The sequence below is a fragment of the Bradyrhizobium sp. 154 genome (genome assembly GCF_023073875.1).
Lineage (GTDB): Bacteria > Pseudomonadota > Alphaproteobacteria > Rhizobiales > Xanthobacteraceae > Bradyrhizobium.
This window is the reverse complement of the sequence record NZ_JADPKG010000112.1, coordinates 137935-155439: the sequence shown is the minus strand read 5'-3', so window position 1 is coordinate 155439 and position 17505 is coordinate 137935. Positions and strand designations below refer to the sequence as shown.

Genomic DNA, 17505 nt, shown 5'->3' with positions numbered 1-17505 from the left:
CACGCGCAGAGAGACCCCTCACCCGTCTCGCCGCTGCGCGGCGAGCCACCCTCTCCCGCAAGGAGAGGGCTATCAGCTACATCCCCAGCAGCCTTGGCAGCCACAACGACAGACCTGGCCAATACGTCACCACCACGAGGAATCCCAACATGGTCAGGAGCCAGGGCCACACCGCGACGGTGAGCTCGGTGATGCCCATCTTGGCGATACCTGATGCGACGTAGAGATTGAGGCCGACGGGCGGATGGCACAGCCCGACCTCCATATTGACCGTCATCAGGATGCCGAAATGGATCGGATCGATGCCGAGCTTGACCGCGACCGGAAACAGGATCGGCGCCATGATTAGGATGATCGAGGACGGCTCCATCACGTTGCCCGCCAGCAGCAGCAGGAGGTTGACGAGCAGCAGGAAGCCGATCCAGCCCAAGCCCTGGTCGATCATCCATTGTGCCAGCGCCTGCGGCACGTTCTCGTAGGTCATCAGGAACGAGAACAGCACCGCGTTGGTGATGATATAGAGCAGCATCGCCGATAGGTTCGCCGACGACAGCAGCACCCGCGGCACATCGCGCAGCTTCAGATCCTTGTAGATGAACACTGCGACGATGAAGGCGTAGACCGCGCTGACGGCGGCAGCTTCCGTCGGCGTGAACAGGCCGCTATAGATGCCGCCGATCACGATGACGATCAGCAAAATGCCCCAGATCGATTTGCGAAATGCGTCGAGACGCTGAAGGAACGTAGCCTTCGGCATCCGCGGATAGTCGTTGCGCCAGGCCCGATAGAATGTCGTCGCCCCAAGCAGCGAGGCCAGCACCAACCCCGGCACGATGCCGGCGATGAACAGCTTGCCCACCGAGCTGTTGGTGGAGACGGCGTAGAGAACCATCGGGATCGACGGCGGAATGAGAATGCCGAGCGAGCCGGAGGTCGTGATCACCCCCGCCCCGAACCGCTTGGGAAATCCTTGCGCGACCATCGCAGGCAGGATCACCGAGCCGATCGCCACCACGGTCGCCGGCGAGGAGCCGGAAATCGCCGCGAACAGCGCGCAGGCGACCACGCCGGAGAGTGCGAGGCCGCCGTACCAATGGCCGACCAGCGCGGTCGCGAACGTGATCATCCGGCGTGCCACGCCGCCATGGGTCAGGAAGTTGCCGGCGAGAATGAAGAACGGGATCGCCATGATCTCGAAATTCTCGATGCCGGTGAACAGCTTCAGCGCCACCGATTCCGTGCGCACGTCGGTCAGCGTGAACATGAAGCTGAGCACGGTCAGACCAAGCGCGATCGAGATCGGCATGCCCGTCAGCATCAATGACAGCAGCAGCGCGAACACGATGGCGACGCGCAGGCCTTGCGGCAGCGTGATGATGTGGCCGGCATGCGCAAAGCACAGGGCGACGATCAGAATCGGCAGCAGCATCAGGATCCAGCCGAGCGGGCTGCGCTCGTCCCGGGCGACCTGGCTGGGGGTGACCGGGGCCGGATGCACCGGATCCGCTTCGACGCCCTCGACGCCCGCCATGTCGTGATGCGGCAGCTCGCCGGTGCGGTAGAACGACCACGCCACTTGCAGGAAGCGGAAGCACATCAGGCCGGAGCCGAGCGGAATGGTGAGATAGACCATCCACATCGGCGCTTCGAGATCGTTGGACTGCTGGCCCGTCTGCCACATCTGGCCGACGAACGCGGCCCCGAAATAGCCCACGATGGCGGTGAAGAGCGCGCCGCACAACAGACCGAAGGTGATAACGCGACGGCGCGATCCGCCCGGAAGGATGTTGACGAGCACGTCGACGCCGACATGGATGCCGGTGCGCACGCCGTAGGCCGCGCCGAACTTCGCCATCCAGATGAACATGTAGATGCAGAGCTCTTGCGCCCAGGACAGGTCGAGCGAGGCAAGCCACACGAACGCAGCGCGCGCGGGTACGGCGAGGAAAGCCAGGTTGCGGGCTTCGGCCCATTTGGCGATATCGATCGACAGCCCTGCCCCGTAGCGGTGCAGCACGGCGACGAAGATCAGCGACGTCGCAGCCGCGATCATCGTCGCGATCAGCCATTCCTCGAGATGGTTGAGAAAACGATTCAGCACCCGCAGCAACTTGGTCCCCCCAGCATTGGCTCGTCCATTCAAGAGCGAAACGGCCGGGAGTGCGATCACCCCCGACCGTTGTTATTGTCCTTATTAGGCCGCGGCCGTCAGTTCATCTTGACGTCGAGTTCCTTGGCGAGGAGATCGAGCACCTCCTGCCCGACCCGGCCCTTCGCCCATTTGTAGGTCGGCTGCATCGCCTCCTGCCACGCCTTGCGATCGGCGTCACTGAGGTAATGCAGCGTCGTCTTGCCCGTCTTCTTGATCTCGGCCAGCGCGTCCTCGTTCTCCTGGCGCGCGATCGAGTTGGTGTAATCGGTCGCCTCCGCCATCGCCTTGTCGAGCTGGGTGCGGATGTCGGGCGGCAAGCCCGACCAGAATTTCGAGTTGACGATGACGGCATATTGCAGATGCGCGTGATAAGACACGGTGATGTCCTTCTGCACCTCGTAAAACTTTTGCGTCAGATAGTTGGACGCCGTGTTCTCGCAGCCGTCGACCACGCCGGTCTGGAGCGCCTGGTAGACTTCGGAGAACGCCATGATCTGCGGGATCGAGCCGACCAGGCGGAAATACTGGTCGGCAATCTTCGATCCCGAGATGCGGAACTTGAGGCCCTGGAAATCGGTCGGCTTCATCAGGGGCCGGTTGGCGGAGACCATGTGGAAGCCGTTGTCCCAATAAGCGAGCCCGGTGATGCCCTTGGCCTCGAGCTTCTGGAACAGCCACTTGCCGACCGTACCCTTCATCGCGTTGGCATAGGTCTGGTCGTCCTTGAACAGCCACGGCAAGTCGAGCGCCTCGAACTCCTTGATGCCGAGCGGCGCGAATTTCGCGGTCGACGGCGCGAGCATCTGCACCGAGCCGAGCTGGAGCGCCTCGATCTCTTCCTTGTCCTTGTATAGCGTGGAGTTCGGATAGACTTCGACCTTGACCTTGCCGTTGGTGTACTTCTCGGCGAGCTCCTTGAATTTCAGCGCGCCCTTGCCCTTCGGAGTATCGTTGGCAACGACGTGGCTGAACTTGATGACGACGGGGTTCTGGGCCTGGGCAGCGGCGGAGGCCACGAGAATGGCCGTGGCGGCGACCGCAAGAAGCAGCTTGCGCATGAAGTAACCTCCCAACAACCTCGAAAGCCGGGTTCTTTTTGTTTTTCAGGTCAGTAGTGGCAGCAATCTGCCACCCGAACAACTAGACCTAAGCCCAATTTGCCGCAGCCAAGCTAACTTGACGGCAGCCGGGTGCGCAACCCGGAGCCGCTACAGTGCAAGGAAACGAGCGCTTATGCCGCATTGCGGCAGCGCCATCAGCTTTTGCGCTGGGCGACCATGAAGAGACGCCGGAACGGGAACAGCGTCTGCCCCGCCGCATTCTTCGGATAGGCCTTGGCAACGCGCATCCCATAGGCCGCTTCGAACGCGGCCTTCTCATCGCCCTGCAACACATCGAGATAGCGCGTCAGCCAGGTCCCCTTGGTCCATTCCTTCACGGGGTTCTCGCCTTCGAGCACCTGCAGATATTCCGTCTCCCAGATGTCGATATAGGCCGACATCGGTGCAAGCAGATCATGATAGAAGGCCGGCGCTTCGACCGGCGGTGGCGTAACGAGATGCGCGACCTTGGACCGCCAGGGACCATTCAGCGCGGTCTCGCCGATCAGCACGTGCGACGGTGCGGTGAAGTTGCGCGGCATCTGCACCGCGAGCATGCCGCCGGGGGTCACCTTCTCCATCACCGACGGAAACAGCGCCGCGTGATTGGGCAGCCAGTGCAGTGCGGCATTGGAATAGATCAAGTCGTATTGTTGGGCAGGGCGCCAATGGCCGAGATCCTCATGCGACCATTCCACCTCGGGCGCGGTCTTGCGGCCGGCCGCGACCATCTCGGCCGAGCCCTCGACTCCCGTCACGGTGGCCTCAGGCCAACGCTCCCTAATCAGTTTGGTCACGTTGCCGGCGCCGGCGCCGAGATCGGCGATCGCGCGCGGAGCGAAATCCGGAATCCGCATCAACAGGTCTAGGGCGGGCCGGAGCCGGTGGCCGGAGAACTTCAGATATTGCTGCGGGTCCCAAACCATCGCTCGCGCCTTTTCTTTTTCGTATTTCCTTCGCCGAAGCTTCTGGTTACCACTGCTCGTCCCGGTCGGGCAATTCGCAAAGCCCGCAGGACCGGGCAGGAAACGAAAGCAACAGCCAGAAGCAATTAAGAAAGCGTGTGACCATGGACCTCGGGCTCAAATCGAAAACCGCTGTCGTCACGGGCGCGAGCATCGGCATCGGCCGCGCCATCGCCAAGGGCCTTGCTGCCGAAGGCGTGCGCGTCGTGGGCGTGGCGCGGCGGAACGACCTTCTCGCCGAACTGGTGAAAGAAGTCGGCGGCGGGTTGATTGCTCCGTTCGAGCAGGACGTGATGGCGAAGGACGCCGCCGAGAACATCGCGGCCTTCGCCGTGAGCGAGCTCGGCCATGTCGACATCCTCGTCAACAATGCCGGTGGCAGCCGTCCGCTGCCCGTTGATGCGCCCGACAGCAAATGGGACGAGGCGATCGCGCTGAATTTCACCAGCTACCGCCGCATCGCGCACGCGCTGCTGCCGCAGATGATCGAACGCAAATGGGGCCGCATCGTCAATATCACCGGCAAGTCCGAGCCGGAGGGCCTGAACGCCGCCTTCGCCGCCAAGGCCGCCGTGCATGCCTGGGCCAAGGGCCTGTCACGCGAGATCGGCGCGCACGGCATCACCATCAACTGCATCCCGCCCGGCCGCATCATGAGCGAGCAGATCCGCCGCAACTACCCGCCGGACTATCGCGAGCGCTTTGCCGAGGAAGAGATCCCGGTCGGCTATTGGGGCGAGCCGGAAGATCTCGCTGCGCTCGCGGTGTTCCTGGCATCACCGGTGGCGCGCTACATCACGGGCACGGTGATCCCGGTGGACGGGGGCTTGCGGAGATATCAGTTTTAAGGGCGGGCTGCTGAATCCGCTCGGCCCGCGAATGCATGCGGGGTCCGGTTTGCTGGCAGGGCTGTCGCATATGATCTCTTGGAGCGGCTTGAGCAAGCGCCTCGTCGTTCGAGACGACCGCTTCCAGCGGTCTCCTCAGGATGAGGCTAATTGGCATCGGGCCCGTTGAAACTGCTGCCGCACACTCCGCCTCATCCTGAGGAGCCCGCCAAAGCGGGGGGTCTCGAAGGAAGGGCCGCAAAGAATGCTGCTTGCCATATGGGATTGCCCTGGGTTGCGGGCGGACCTCACGGTTTGACGTAGCTCCAGCCCTGTTCCTGCAGCTCCATGACGCGGACGACACCGGATTTGACAAGCGTGGCCTGTGGAATCAGGCTTATGTCCTTGTTCTCCGCCTTACGCATGTTTTCCTGCGTGTTGCCGCAAGCCTTGAAGGCGATTTCGGGATTGCTCATCGCTAGCACCTCGATCCGAGGCTTCACCGGCGAGGTGTCGTCACGCAGCATGTGAAGACCTGGACCAAAGGTGACAACCTCGATCGATACTGGTTCACCGCGATCGCGGTAGTATTGCGCGACGTTGGTCGCATTGTTGAGTGTGAGGTTCATCATCGCAGGTTCGTTGGAATTGACCTGCAGGATCAGCCGGTGCGGCTTGCTGGCGCTCTCGGTTTTTGTTGCCTGCGTCATCATCGTGTTGTTCGCAGCGGCCTGCTTGCTTGTGTGGTTATGCTCCGGCTTTCTCGCCGGCTTCTGTCGAGCCGGATGCTTCGGGTAGCTCGCGTGACTGTTCGCACTCGCCTGCGGGAGCCACTGGTTGTCCTGCTGCGCCTGCGCGCTTGGTCCGATCAGAAGCAGCATCGCCAGGCCGCTGATGACTGCCATCGTCAACTTTGGATTAATCATCTCGTGTCTCCCGTTCCCTGACCATCACCTTCCTGGTCTGGCGACGGCATGTGGCCATTTGCATGCAGCCCCCATTTTTTTGCGCACATTCTTGAATCCGCTGAGCAGGAAGTGTCCCTCTTGCACCGCGCCAGTACGGGTGGAAAGACGCACATCGATGTAACCGTCATCGGGTAGCGACCTCAGCAACTGCACGACGTCGCCGCCGAAAGCAACGCCAGAGCCGAATGACGGCGAGGCTGCCGTGAGTTGCATTGGCGGCTCCGCATTGAGCTGAAAGGAGACGACGTATTCGTTTGCATTGCGCGACACCGTCGGTCCTGCGACCATGACTTCCGTCCGGCCTTTGCGGCAGTGGATTGCGAGTTGCATCGCCGCGCCATCCGAGCCGCCAATGGAAGAGGTGGTGGCGGTGACGATCGGTGAATAGTCGACCGGCGAAGTGGTCTCGCTGACCAGCCAGCTATCGTCCGACGCCCGCCGGCCGGGCGGCGGAATCTTGCGGGACAGATCTTGTAGACATTCCAGCCGGGCTGCCCCCTCCATCGCCGAACAAGCCCGAAGTGTTTCCATGGGATCGCTCGTGTTTTGCGCGTAAGCGATTCCACAGGCGACGTTCAGGGCGAGGGCAATCGGAGGAGCGGCAGTCTTCATGGCCTCGCCTGTACGCTGCGAGCCTTGCGATCCAGCCATACCTGCGCAGCTTGGAATCGGGTGAGCCCTGGAACCTCTGCCGCGAGATTGATCGACTGCCATTTCGGATCGAAGCCTGGAGCCTGCAGGCGGTCGATTCGCGAGAACAGGTACTCGACAAGGCGCGCCACGCGTTGGTAGCGATTCGAACGTTGCGGCCAGTTGAAGGCAACGAGCGCTGTTGGCACCGCGATGGTCGAGACCCGCTCGCCTTGCCTGATCAGATTGGGATACTCATTGGCGTCAAGGCTCGCGGGCAGATAATAGTCCTCGAACTTGCTGTCGTAAGGGACCGGGAGGAACTTGAATCCAGCCTCCCAGCGGCCCTTTACGAAGGCGTCGACCGGTTTCGATGTGATGAACACGACGGCCGACATCTCGCCCTTGCGCATCTGTTCCAAGGCAACCTGATGCGGAATGAATGTCTTGTCGACATCGATGCCGAGGCGGCTGAAGATCAGTGGTCCTGAATAGGCGGCTGCGGTGCCCAGAGTGTTGAAGTTCACTTTCTTGCCGGCAAGATCCTGCAGACTCGCGATTTCCGGTCGCACGAAAATGTGCAGCTCGGATGGGAAGAGATTGAGCAGATACGTGATGCGGCTTCGGATCTGCGGTGCCTGAACCTTGTACTCTTCGAGTGCGTCGGAATTGATGATGGCGGTATCCACGCCACGCAAATAGAGCAGCGCATTCAGATTGTCGGTGGCGCCCCGGGTGACGATCGGCAGGAGATGCAGGTCTGCTCCGTCATCGACGACGCGAGCCATTTCTGCGGCGAGGCGGATCGGCGCGCCCTCGAGCAGGCCGCTGGCGAGCCCGACCGTCCAGGCGTTCATCCGGTCTTTTTCGTTCTCTAGCGGGAGCGGCCGTCGGACCATTTGTGCCTCGGCCCTGGCGCTTTTTCCGGTTTGCGCTTCCAGGCGAGCCGGCTGAAGCATCGAGGCGAATGTCGTCAGCGCGGCGAGCAGAAGCAACGAGGTTGAATTTGGCACCCTGTTCATGTCGTTCCCTTCTGGATCATCTGTCGCAACCTTTTGTCCCGCCGAAATGCAACGGGCCGATTCTCAGCGCCGCAGCGCATCCAGCCGTTCCTTCGCTTCGCGAATACCGCCCCGGTGTGCCTTCGCGTAGAGTTCTCGAGCCTTGGCCGCTTCGCCGCGCGTTCCATAAGTCCCCCAGGCGGATAAGACCGCCGGATCATATGTCTCCGCGAGCATGAAGCTTGCCTGCGCAATGTCCTTCTCAGCCGCGAGCTCGAGGACAATCCGCGCTGCACCGATATTTCCCTGGTCGAGCAATGCCCTGGCGCGCGGGATCAATCGGGCCTCCGCCTCGTTTTGATTTGCGGCTGTCGGCGGCTCCGGTACGGTCACTTCCACGTTCTGCCTCGCCGGCAAGATGACGCCTTCATTCGTTTGCTCCACCGGAAGGCGCACATCGGTCAGGCCCCTTGCCGATGCGCCGGCTCTTTCCCGAGCTTCGACCGCGCTCCGCTCCTGTTGCAGCGACTGCCGCAACTCGGCAATCTCGCGCGTCGCTGCCTGTCTCTGCTGCGAGGCCGCATCGGCCGCCTCGCGCAATTGCACGTTCCGCGTTTCGATCTCACGGCGCGTTTCCGCAAGTTCTCTCGCGAGCGCGCTTGCATGCGCCTGGGCCTCTTCGAGAGCGCGCCGTTGTTGTTCGGCATTGGCCGTCATCGCTTGCGCTGCTTTGGTCCCGGCGACGAGGTCGGCGTTCTTCTGCCGCTCGTCTTGCAAAGACTGCCGCAGCTCCGCAATCTCCCGCTCCGCCGCCTCGCTTTGCTCCGCTGCCGCAGCTTCCGCCATGAGCGATCCGCGAGGTATTCCGGCGAGTTCGCTCGCGAGTGCGGCGGCGCGTGCCTGCGCCTCGTGGCGTTGTTGCTCAGCGCTCGCCGCCGCTGCCTGCGCGGTGTTCGCCTGCTTCACGAGCAGGCCGCTTCTTTGCCGCTCCTGCTGAAGGGACTGCTGCAGTTCTGCGATCTCGCCCGCCGCCGCCTCTCTCTGCTGCGCGGCCACTTCGTCCGCCTTTCGGGATTGTGCCTTACCAGCATCGATCTCGCGGCGCGCTTCGGCAAGTTCGTTCACGAGCGCGGCGCTGTGGGCTTGCTCCTGTTGAAGTGATTTCTGCAGCTCCTCCGCGGCGATTTCCGCCGCCTGCGTGCGCTGGACTGTCTCGTCGAGCTCTCGGTGCGCCTCGGCCAGCTGATTGGCGAGTGCTTCAACGCGCGGAGCGTTTTCGTCCAGCCGCTGCTGAGCTCGAACCACGCTTGCCGGCTCCGCGTGCATCAGGGCTCCGGCCGTTTCGTTCTGAAGGGGAGCTAGCGATCCGGTCGTGATTTCCGGCCGCTGATCGAGGCTGAGGGCGCTCTCACTGCCGATGCGCGTCATGTCCGGAAACGTTTGCGCATTGAAGGGCTCGAACACACCGAGCAGGGAAGCGCCAACGAGGATGATAGGAACAAAAATTGCCACCGCCACCAGCCAACTGCCCGATCGTTCCTCCTCTGGATCGGCTTCCTCGATCGCCGGACACCAATGGGTCGGCGCAGGATTGATGGGAGAGCCGTCCTGCCAGACCCATTTGCCCGCCTCCGATGACCAATGGCCGACCTCAACAGCCCCGGTCGCATCTTCCACCCAGATGCCTTCTCCGTTCCTCGGTGCAGTATCAATTGGTCGGCGCATGGATCAGGCCTCGTTCGACAGCGAGTCCGTTGCGGCGAATACTTCGGCCTGTTCGCATGGTTTCAGTCCTCGCCCAAAACACGCTTAGATCGAAATAACCGCTTATAATTATTAAATATTTAAATGTATTAACCATATAATTTTGACGCTATACAAAAGTCAAATTAAATCATGCATGCGGGCACGGATCGCATCAGCGCATTGCCGCAAGTCTGGTCCGTCTCGGCGGATGCGCCCAGATCATCAGGGGATTTACGAACTGGGCTGGAAGCCGGCGACCTTCGTCGCTCAGACGGCGAGCAGTGTCGCGGGAGTCCTGGCGCCGGCGGGTTACGAAGCCGCCCAAGGCATCGTGAGTTCGGCATATCTCAAGGACGCCAGCGACCCGCAATGGGCCCACGATCAGGAGATGAAGGACTGGCGGGCTTGGATGTCGAAGTACCATCCGCAGGGCGACGTCAACGATTACCTCAACGTCTGCGCCTACGCTCAGGCCTGGTGCCTGGTGAAGATCCTCGAACAGGCAGGCCCGCACCTTACGCGCAAGAACATCATGGCGAGAGCGACGAGCGTCGATTTTCGCGTTCCCGTGCTCCTTCCCGGAATCGCTCTCGAAAACAGCAAGACTGATTATCGCCTGATCAAGAAGGTCCGTTTGATGAAGTTCGAAGGCAAGCGATGGGCGCTATTGCCGGAATAGGAAGCGAACAATACCATTTGCTTTTCGAGCGGCAGCGGAGCTTCGTCCTCGCCCGACGCCAGGTTTGGGAATGAGTCATGAGAGCAGTTGTCGTCGAAAACTACGATCGCATTGAAAACATCGCCATCAAGGAGGTCGCGAGGCCGGAGCTGTCGCCAGGGCACGTCAGGGTTCGGGTCCAGGCGGCCGCGGTCGGGTTCGTGGACGGCTTGAAGGTGCAGGGCCTCTACCAGACCAAGGACCCTCTGCCCTTTACGCCCGGCTCGGAATTTGCGGGCGTCGTCGATGAGGCGGCTTCCGATGTGGTGGGCTTTGCACGAGGGACGCCGGTCATCGGGATGGTCCGAAACGGCGGCCTTGCAGACTATATTTGCGTTCGGGCCGCAGACCTCTTCGTGACGCCGAATGGCATCGATCCAGAAACGGGAGCCGCCTTCTTTGCCAACTATCTCACGGCGCTCTATGCGCTCAGTGCGCGGGCCAAGCTGGTCAGGGGCGAGACACTTCTGGTTCTAGGTGCTGCGGGCGGCGTCGGCATAGCCGCCGTTCAGGTCGGAAAGTTGCTGGGCGCGCGGGTGATCGCGGCGGCATCGACCGATCACAAGCGAAGGTTTGCGATCAGGTTCGGCGCGGATGCCGCCCTGGACTACACGGGTGAGAGGTGGCGCGACGAGCTCAGCGAGCTGACAGGCGGTCACGGCGCCGATGTCATCTATGATCCGGTCGGCGGCGACCTGAGCCTTCAGGCGTTTCGGTCGATCGCGTGGAACGGCCGGCACCTCGTGATCGGCTTTGCCTCAGGGACCATTCCGGCGCTGCGGTTCAATCTGCCCCTCCTGAAAGGGGGTGCGCTGCTGGGCGTGGACCTGGCCCAGATCGGCCGTCGAGAGCCGGAGGTACGAGACCGTTCGGTTGCCCAATTGTTCGACTGGCTCAGCAACAAGACGCTTATTCCGGTTGTCGGAAAGGTTTTCCCTTTCGAGGAATTCCGGGATGCCTTCGCGGCGATGACGACGCGCTCCGCCCTCGGGAAGATGGTTGTTCGGATCAGCTGACGACAGCGACCATCCGATCAGTCGGGCGCATGGCGACGAGATGATCGGATATGCTGCTCGCGAAGCGGACCGCGCATTCCAGCGAACCAATGCGCGCCTGTGCCCATCGATGGCAGGATAGCATCCTGCCGGTGTTTTGCCCGACGTGTCAACGTCGCTGCGACGGCAGATGTCGTCCCGGTGCAGTTGGAAAACCCCTTGTCGATCAAACCCATCCCTACTGTGCATGGGGTTGTTTTCGCACTTTTTGTCTGAGCGCCCAGCTGCGGGCGTGCGCATACACAGCATGCGTGCTTGTCTCTGTGGCAGGCGGCCCGGCCGTAGTACATGCCGAAAGCCCATCAACACGCCGCCGGTGCAATGCGCAAGGCAATGACAATAACGCAATGACAATCACGTTACCTGCCGCAGCGCGCAAGCCCGATCACACCATTTCCGATGGCCTGCCGGCCGCGCAGCGGCGCTGGGCCATCGCCGCGATCTTCACCGCGCTGGCGATGGCCTCGCTCGACACCGCGATCGCCAACATCGCCCTGCCCGCCATTGCCGCCGACCTGCATGTCACGCCGGAGCAATCGGTCTGGGTCGTCAACGTCTATCAGATCGCGCTGGTGGCGACGCTGCTGCCGCTCGGGGCGCTCGGCGAGATCGTCGGGCACCAGCGCATCTATCTCGGCGGCCTGATCCTGTTCACCATCGCCTCGCTGTTCTGCGCGGTGGCCTGGTCGCTGGACAGCCTGCTCGTCGCGCGCACGCTGCAAGGCCTAGGGGCCAGCGGCATCATGAGCGTCAACACTGCCTTGGTCCGCTTCGTCTATCCCGGCCGGATGCAGGGCCGCGGCTTCGGCCACAACGCGCTGGTGGTTGCGACCGCCTTCACCTTCGGGCCGTCCATTGCGTCGGCGATCCTCGCGCTCGGCCCGTGGCCATGGCTGTTCGCCGTCAATATCCCGTTCGGCCTGGTCGCGATCGGCATCGGCTTTGCAATGCTGCCGAAGACTCCGCGCGCCGACCACGGTTTTGACTTTCTCGGCGCGATGCTGGCGTCCGCCTGTCTCGGCCTGTTCATCACCGGGATCGGCAGCGCCGCGCATAATTTGTCGCCGGTGGTCGTCGGCATCGAGTTGGTCTCGGCGCTCGCGCTCGGAATCATCCTGACGCGCCGCCATGCCGGCCATCCCGCGCCGATGCTGCCGATCGACCTGTTCAGCCGGCCGATGTTCGCGCTGTCGGCGGCAACCGCGGTGTGCTCATTCGCCGTGCAGGGCCTCGCCTTCGTCTCGCTGCCGTTCTACTTCGAGGACGTGCTCGGGCGCTCGCAGGTCGAGACCGGATTCTTCATGACGCCATGGCCGCTGGTGGTCGGCATCATGGCGCCGATCGCCGGGCGCCTGTCCGACCGCCACGCGGTCGGGCTGCTCGGCGGCATCGGCCTCGTGCTGCTCGGCCTCGGCATGGCGCTGCTGGCGATGCTGCCGGCCAATCCCGCCATTGCCGACATCATCTGGCGGATGGTGATCTGCGGCATGGGATTCGGCTTCTTCCAGGCGCCGAACATGAAGGCGGTCATGTCGAGCGCGCCGCCGCATCGCAGCGGTAGCGCCTCCGGCATCGTCGCCACCGCGCGCCTGACCGGGCAGACCACGGGCGCGGCGCTCGCCGCGGCCTGCTTCGCGCTCGCGGGCCACGACGGCGCGACATTGGCGCTGGCGCTCGGCGCAGGCTTTGCCGCGCTCGGCAGCGTGATGAGCTTCCTGCGTCTGGCGGTGAAGTAAGCTCCCGAGCCCAGGGGTCAAGCCGCCGTCACGTCGGCAGTCGCCGGAGTGACGGTTTCGTTGTCCAGCGCCGCCAGGCGCTCATCGATGGCAGCGATGACCTTGCGCGAGAACGGTCCGAGATGGGCGTAGGCGGCGATCATCTGCACGGCGATGCGCGCCGATGAGGTATCGCGCTTGGCGCAGTTCATGAAGGTCTGCCACAGCGGCCCGCGGGCCTCGGGAAGGGCGGTGACCACACGGTGCACCGTTTCCATCGCGCCGAGCTTGGCGCGCTTGTCGCCTTCCGCGAGCTCGTGGCGCTGCCGCGAACGGTCAAGCAGCGTCATCAGGCGGTCGACGCGTCCTGCATAGGCCGAAGGGCTGTAGATGTGCTCGAGTACCCGCTTGTAATCCGTCAGGATGTCGCGCAGCGGGCGCACCGGATCGAAGTTGATCCCCGCCGTGCACTGATCGGCGCCGATGGTCGGCGCCACATCGTGGCCCGGGTGTAGCCGGCCTTCCCGCTCCAGGCGGCGCGTCAGCTGCGTGTTCGGCAAGGCATAGAGCAGGCCGACCATGCTGACGGGGATCGCTGCCTCTTCGATAAAATCGATCATCGCCTCCGCCATCGAGACCTTCTCGTTGTCGAATCCGACGATGAAGCCCGCGGTGACGAGAATGCCGGCGGCGTAGATCTTGTGGATGCTCTCGGCGATATTGCGCCGCGTGTTCTGCTTCTTCCGCATCGCGACCAGCGTCGCCGGATCAGGGCTCTCAATGCCGACGAAGATGCCAAAGAAATTGGCCGCCCCCATCAGCTCCAGGAGCTCCGGATCGTCGGCGAGGTTGACCGAGGCTTCAGTGGAGAATTCGAACGGATAGCCGTGGGCGCGCTGCCATTCGGCGAGCTGGGGCAGGAACAGCCGCAGCGACTTCTTGTTGCCGATGAAGTTGTCGTCGACGAAGTCGAGATGGCCCCGATAGCCCATCTGGTAGAGCATATCGAGCTCGCGCAGGATCTGCTCGTTGGTCTTGGTCCGCGGCACGCGTCCGTAGAGCTCGATGATGTCGCAGAACTCGCAGGTGAACGGACATCCGCGGGAATACTGCACACCGAGATAGAGGTAGTCCTCGAACTTGAGCAGGTCGAAACGCGGAACCGGCGTCGTGGTGACGTCGGCCTGGAATTTCGGCGCGGTGAAGACGCCGGACCGGGCGCCGTTGTCCCAGGCCGCAATGAATTCGTCGATGACGCTCTCGGCCTCGCCGAGCACCCGGAAGTCGGCCCGCTCATAGATGTGGGGGCTCGAGGTGGGATCGGGACCGCCGACGACCACCGGCTTGCCGGCGGCGCGGCAGAGCTCGATCAGGCGCAGCGTGTCGGCCTGCTGCGGCAGCATTCCGCCGGTGAAGACGACGTCGGCCCAAGCGAGATCGTCGTCGCTGAAAGGCGCCGTGTTGCAATCGATCAGCCGGACCGTCCAGCTCTTGGGGAGCATTGCGGCGACGGTGATCAGGCCCAAAGGGGCGGCAGGTCGCTTGACGCCCAGCACTTTGCAGGATTCGCCAAAGCTCCAGAAGGACTCTGCCGAGAACAGCGGGTAGAGCATCAGTACGTTGCAGGGACTCGGCACGTTCATGGAACTCCTGTTGGCGGCGGCGCAGTGTACCAAAGTGCCTGCGTCTTGCATCCCGCAAAAGGGACAAACTGTCGCCGCTGTGCGGCGGCGGTCCGGCCCGGAACCGGCGTTCACGGCCGGACGTCGCCTTCAGCCGCGGATTGGCGCCCACCGAAGAGGCGTCAACCCGAATCGATCGAGAAGGGATGAGGCAAAACAGCGCTCCGGTCCATCCTCTCGAGCGGCAGCGCAACAGATACCCTCGGACTGTTGATTTGAACAGTTCCAGTTTGCCCGACACATTGCGTCCCTGAGTTCAATCGGTGGATTGGGCCAATCAGGGGACTTGCGATGGCAAATCTAACAATCAACGGAAAAACTTTCACACTCGACGTCGAGCCGGATACGCCGCTGCTCTGGGCGATCCGCGAGAACGCTGGCCTGACCGGCACCAAATACGGTTGCGGCATTGCACAATGCGGCGCCTGCACGGTTCACATCGATGGCGTGGCGATGCGCTCCTGCGGCGTTTCCGTCAGTGAGGCCGAGGGCAAGAAGATCACCACGATCGAAGGGCTCGCCTCCGGAGATTCGCTGCACAAGGTGCAGGAAGCCTGGATCGCCCAGGACGTGCCGCAATGCGGCTATTGCCAGAGCGGCATGATTATGGCGGTGGCCGCGCTCTTGAACGAGAAGCCGAAGCCGACCGACGCCGACATCGACGAGGCCATCACCAACATTTGCCGCTGCGGCACCTTCGCCCAGGTGCGCGAGGCGATTCACACGATCGCAAGCGCGTAAGGAAATCCCACATGAATAAGCATGTTTCGCCGCGGCTCAACCGCCGCGCCTTCGTCATCGGCACGGCCGCGGTCGGCGCCGGCCTCGCAATCGGCCTCGACATCCCGTTCGGCGGCCCCGCCGTGGTCCGCGCCGCCGACGGCTCGCCTGAGGTCGGCGCCTGGGTCGTGGTCCGGCCGGACGACACGGTCGTGATCCGCATCGCCCGTTCGGAAATGGGTCAGGGCTCGCTGACCGGCCTCGCCCAGCTCGTCGCCGAGGAGCTCGAATGCGACTGGACCAAGGTCACGACCGAATATCCAACTCCGGGCCAGAGCGTCGCCCGCAAGCGTGTCTGGGGCGATTTCTCGACCGGCGGCAGCCGCGGCATCCGCTCCTCGCAGGACTATGTCCGCAAGGGTGGCGCCACCGCGCGCGTGATGCTGATCCAGGCCGCCGCCGATGCGTGGAAAGTGCCGGCATCCGAATGCACGGCCGCGAACAGCGTCATTACCCACACGCCCTCGGGCAGGACGACGACCTACGGCAAGGTCGCCGAGGCTGCGGCCAAGCTTAGTCCACCGGCGGACGTCAAGCTGAAGGATCCGAAGGACTGGAAGCTGATCGGCAAGGGCGTGAAGCGGCTCGACACCGCCGACAAGACCACCGGCGCCATGATCTACGGCATCGACGTCAAGCTGCCGGGCATGTTGAACGCCGCAATCAAGGACTGCCCGGTGTTCGGCGGCAAGCTGAAGAGCTTTGACGAAGCCAAGGTCTCCGGCATGAAGGGCGTCAAGAAGGTCGTCAAGGTCGGCGATACCGCGGTTGCCGTGGTTGCCGACACCTGGTGGCACGCCAAGACCGCGCTGGAGGCGCTGCCGATCGTCTGGGACGAGGGCGACAACGCCAAGGTCTCCAGCGAGTCCATTGCGAAATGGCTGGCTGAAGGCCTCGACGACGCGCAGCCGGCCTATGTCGGCAACAAGAACGGCGACGCCAAAGCGGCAATCGCCGGTGCCGCCAAGAAGATCGAGGCCGTCTATAGCTACCCGTACCAGAACCATGCCACCATGGAGCCGATGAACGCCACGGCGCTCTACACCGCGGACAAATGCGAGGTCTGGTGCGGCACGCAGAATGGCGAGGCTGCGTTCGCGGCGGTGCTGGAGGCGTCGGGATTGCCGGCGGAGAAGTGCGACGTGCACAAGGTGATGCTCGGCGGCGGCTTCGGCCGGCGCGGCCAGACCGACTATGTCCGCCAGGCGGTCATGATCGCCAAGCAGATGCCGGGCACACCGATCAAGCTGTTGTGGTCGCGCGAAGAGGACATGGCGCACGGCAAGTATCACCCGATCACCCAGTGCAAGATGACCGGCGCGTTCGACGCCAACAACAATCTGGTCGCGCTGCACTACCGCCTGTCCGGCCAATCGATCCTGTTCTCGCTGCGCCCCGAAGCGTTGCAGAATGGCATGGATCCGGCCGCATTCCAGGGCGTCGCCCAATCCGGCGAGGCCGCGTTCGGCTACTCGGTGCCGAACTTGCTGATCGAGCACGCGATGCGTAACCCGCACGTCCCGCCCGGCTTCTGGCGCGGCGTCAACGTCAATCACAACGCGATCTATATGGAATGCTTCATGGACGAGCTGGCCGAGGCCGCAGGCCAGGACCCGCTCGAATTCCGCCGCAAGCTGATGGGCAATCACCCCAAGCACCTCCCGGTGCTTAACGCCGTTGCCGAGAAGATCGGCTGGAGCACGCCCGCGCCGCAGGGCGTCTATCGCGGCATCGCGCAGGTCATGGGCTATGGCAGCTATGTCGCCGGCGCCGCCGAAATCTCGGTGACCGATGGCAGCAAGATCAAGGTGCATCGAATCGTCGCCTCCACCGATCCCGGCTATGTCGTCAATCCGGCGCAGGTGGAGCGGCAGATCGCTGGCTCCTTCGTCTATGGCCTCTCCGCGCTGTTCTACGGCGGCTGCACCGTCAAGGACGGCAAGATCGAGCAAACCAACTTCGACACCTACAACTCGATGCGCATCAACGAGATGCCGAAGGTCGAAACTGTGATGGTGCCGAGCGGCGGGTTCTGGGGCGGCGTCGGCGAGCCGACCATCGGCGTCGCGGCGCCGGCGGTGCTCAACGCCTACTTCGCGGCAACGGGCAAGCGCATCCGCTCGGTGCCGCTGCGCGACCAGAACATCACCTTCGCCTAAGAGAGCG

14 protein-coding genes and 1 pseudogene are annotated in these 17505 nt (G+C 63.2%); 6 read left to right on the top strand and 9 right to left on the bottom strand.

The window, feature by feature from the left end; genetic code table 11:
* Positions 1–76: 76 nt before the first annotated feature.
* The 4 genes and pseudogenes from IVA92_RS36125 to IVA92_RS27935 form a co-directional block, all read right to left on the bottom strand.
* Entirely contained in the window at positions 77–1357 is a 1281-nt protein-coding gene (locus IVA92_RS36125; protein WP_247279334.1) for a TRAP transporter large permease subunit, read from the bottom strand.
* 219 nt (positions 1358–1576) lie between these two features.
* Positions 1577–2053, bottom strand: a pseudogene (locus tag IVA92_RS36120) (TRAP transporter small permease); the annotation flags it as partial.
* Between the two features lie 155 nt (positions 2054–2208).
* Positions 2209–3210, bottom strand: coding sequence for a DctP family TRAP transporter solute-binding subunit (locus IVA92_RS27940; protein ID WP_247279263.1), 1002 nt, complete (start codon positions 3208–3210; stop codon positions 2209–2211).
* A 197-nt stretch (positions 3211–3407) separates the two neighbouring features.
* On the bottom strand, positions 3408–4178 hold the full coding sequence (locus tag IVA92_RS27935; protein WP_247279262.1) for a methyltransferase domain-containing protein: 771 nt from the start codon (positions 4176–4178) through the stop codon (positions 3408–3410).
* Between the two features lie 143 nt (positions 4179–4321).
* On the opposite strand from IVA92_RS27935, the gene IVA92_RS27930 reads away from it, so the two are divergent.
* Positions 4322–5065, top strand: coding sequence for an SDR family oxidoreductase (locus IVA92_RS27930; protein WP_247279333.1), 744 nt, complete (start codon positions 4322–4324; stop codon positions 5063–5065).
* A gap of 287 nt (positions 5066–5352) precedes the next feature.
* Here IVA92_RS27930 and IVA92_RS27925 read toward each other — a convergent pair whose 3' ends face one another.
* From IVA92_RS27925 to IVA92_RS27910, 4 genes are all read right to left on the bottom strand, one after another.
* Positions 5353–5970 (bottom strand): hypothetical protein, encoded by a 618-nt coding sequence (locus tag IVA92_RS27925; RefSeq protein WP_247279261.1) that lies wholly within the window; start codon positions 5968–5970, stop codon positions 5353–5355.
* A 24-nt stretch (positions 5971–5994) separates the two neighbouring features.
* Complete coding sequence (locus IVA92_RS27920) at positions 5995–6624, bottom strand: hypothetical protein (protein ID WP_247279260.1); 630 nt, start codon at positions 6622–6624, stop codon at positions 5995–5997.
* Entirely contained in the window at positions 6621–7664 is a 1044-nt protein-coding gene (locus IVA92_RS27915; protein ID WP_247279259.1) for a TAXI family TRAP transporter solute-binding subunit, read from the bottom strand. The genes IVA92_RS27920 and IVA92_RS27915 overlap by 4 nt, the downstream gene beginning before the upstream one ends.
* Positions 7665–7727: 63 nt before the next feature.
* Positions 7728–9320, bottom strand: coding sequence for a hypothetical protein (locus IVA92_RS27910; RefSeq protein WP_247279258.1), 1593 nt, complete (start codon positions 9318–9320; stop codon positions 7728–7730).
* 190 nt (positions 9321–9510) lie between these two features.
* On the opposite strand from IVA92_RS27910, the gene IVA92_RS27905 reads away from it, so the two are divergent.
* From IVA92_RS27905 to IVA92_RS27895, 3 genes are all read left to right on the top strand, one after another.
* Positions 9511–10068, top strand: a complete 558-nt coding sequence (locus IVA92_RS27905; RefSeq protein ID WP_247279257.1) for an ABC transporter substrate-binding protein — start codon at positions 9511–9513, stop codon at positions 10066–10068.
* Between the two features lie 77 nt (positions 10069–10145).
* Entirely contained in the window at positions 10146–11123 is a 978-nt protein-coding gene (locus IVA92_RS27900) for an NADPH:quinone oxidoreductase family protein (protein ID WP_247279256.1), read from the top strand.
* Between the two features lie 386 nt (positions 11124–11509).
* Complete coding sequence (locus IVA92_RS27895) at positions 11510–12898, top strand: MFS transporter (protein ID WP_247279255.1); 1389 nt, start codon at positions 11510–11512, stop codon at positions 12896–12898.
* Between the two features lie 17 nt (positions 12899–12915).
* Here the strand turns inward: IVA92_RS27895 and IVA92_RS27890 are convergent, their stop codons facing one another.
* Complete coding sequence (locus tag IVA92_RS27890; RefSeq protein ID WP_247279254.1) at positions 12916–14520, bottom strand: radical SAM protein; 1605 nt, start codon at positions 14518–14520, stop codon at positions 12916–12918.
* Between the two features lie 330 nt (positions 14521–14850).
* Between IVA92_RS27890 and IVA92_RS27885 the strand changes: the two genes are divergently transcribed.
* Together IVA92_RS27885 and IVA92_RS27880 are read left to right on the top strand one after the other, a co-directional pair.
* Positions 14851–15300 (top strand): (2Fe-2S)-binding protein, encoded by a 450-nt coding sequence (locus tag IVA92_RS27885; protein ID WP_247279253.1) that lies wholly within the window; start codon positions 14851–14853, stop codon positions 15298–15300.
* An 11-nt stretch (positions 15301–15311) separates the two neighbouring features.
* The gene (locus IVA92_RS27880; protein WP_247279252.1) at positions 15312–17498 is read left to right on the top strand and encodes a molybdopterin cofactor-binding domain-containing protein; all 2187 of its coding nucleotides are present in this window, start codon (positions 15312–15314) and stop codon (positions 17496–17498) included.
* The last annotated feature ends 7 nt before the right edge of the window (positions 17499–17505 follow it).

Excerpts from the sequence above, each read along its gene's own strand:
- IVA92_RS27940 (WP_247279263.1), bottom strand. The coding sequence starts at position 3,210 with ATGCGCAAGCTGCTTCTTGCGGTCGCCGCCACGGCCATTCTCGTGGCC.
- IVA92_RS27935 (WP_247279262.1), bottom strand. The coding sequence starts at position 4,178 with ATGGTTTGGGACCCGCAGCAATATCTGAAGTTCTCCGGCCACCGGCTC.
- IVA92_RS27930 (WP_247279333.1), top strand. The coding sequence starts at position 4,322 with ATGGACCTCGGGCTCAAATCGAAAACCGCTGTCGTCACGGGCGCGAGC.
- IVA92_RS27925 (WP_247279261.1), bottom strand. The coding sequence starts at position 5,970 with ATGATTAATCCAAAGTTGACGATGGCAGTCATCAGCGGCCTGGCGATG.
- IVA92_RS27920 (WP_247279260.1), bottom strand. The coding sequence starts at position 6,624 with ATGAAGACTGCCGCTCCTCCGATTGCCCTCGCCCTGAACGTCGCCTGT.
- IVA92_RS27915 (WP_247279259.1), bottom strand. The coding sequence starts at position 7,664 with ATGAACAGGGTGCCAAATTCAACCTCGTTGCTTCTGCTCGCCGCGCTG.
- IVA92_RS27900 (WP_247279256.1), top strand. The coding sequence starts at position 10,146 with ATGAGAGCAGTTGTCGTCGAAAACTACGATCGCATTGAAAACATCGCC.
- IVA92_RS27895 (WP_247279255.1), top strand. The coding sequence starts at position 11,510 with ATGACAATCACGTTACCTGCCGCAGCGCGCAAGCCCGATCACACCATT.
- IVA92_RS27890 (WP_247279254.1), bottom strand. The coding sequence starts at position 14,520 with ATGAACGTGCCGAGTCCCTGCAACGTACTGATGCTCTACCCGCTGTTC.
- IVA92_RS27885 (WP_247279253.1), top strand. The coding sequence starts at position 14,851 with ATGGCAAATCTAACAATCAACGGAAAAACTTTCACACTCGACGTCGAG.
- IVA92_RS27880 (WP_247279252.1), top strand. The coding sequence starts at position 15,312 with ATGAATAAGCATGTTTCGCCGCGGCTCAACCGCCGCGCCTTCGTCATC.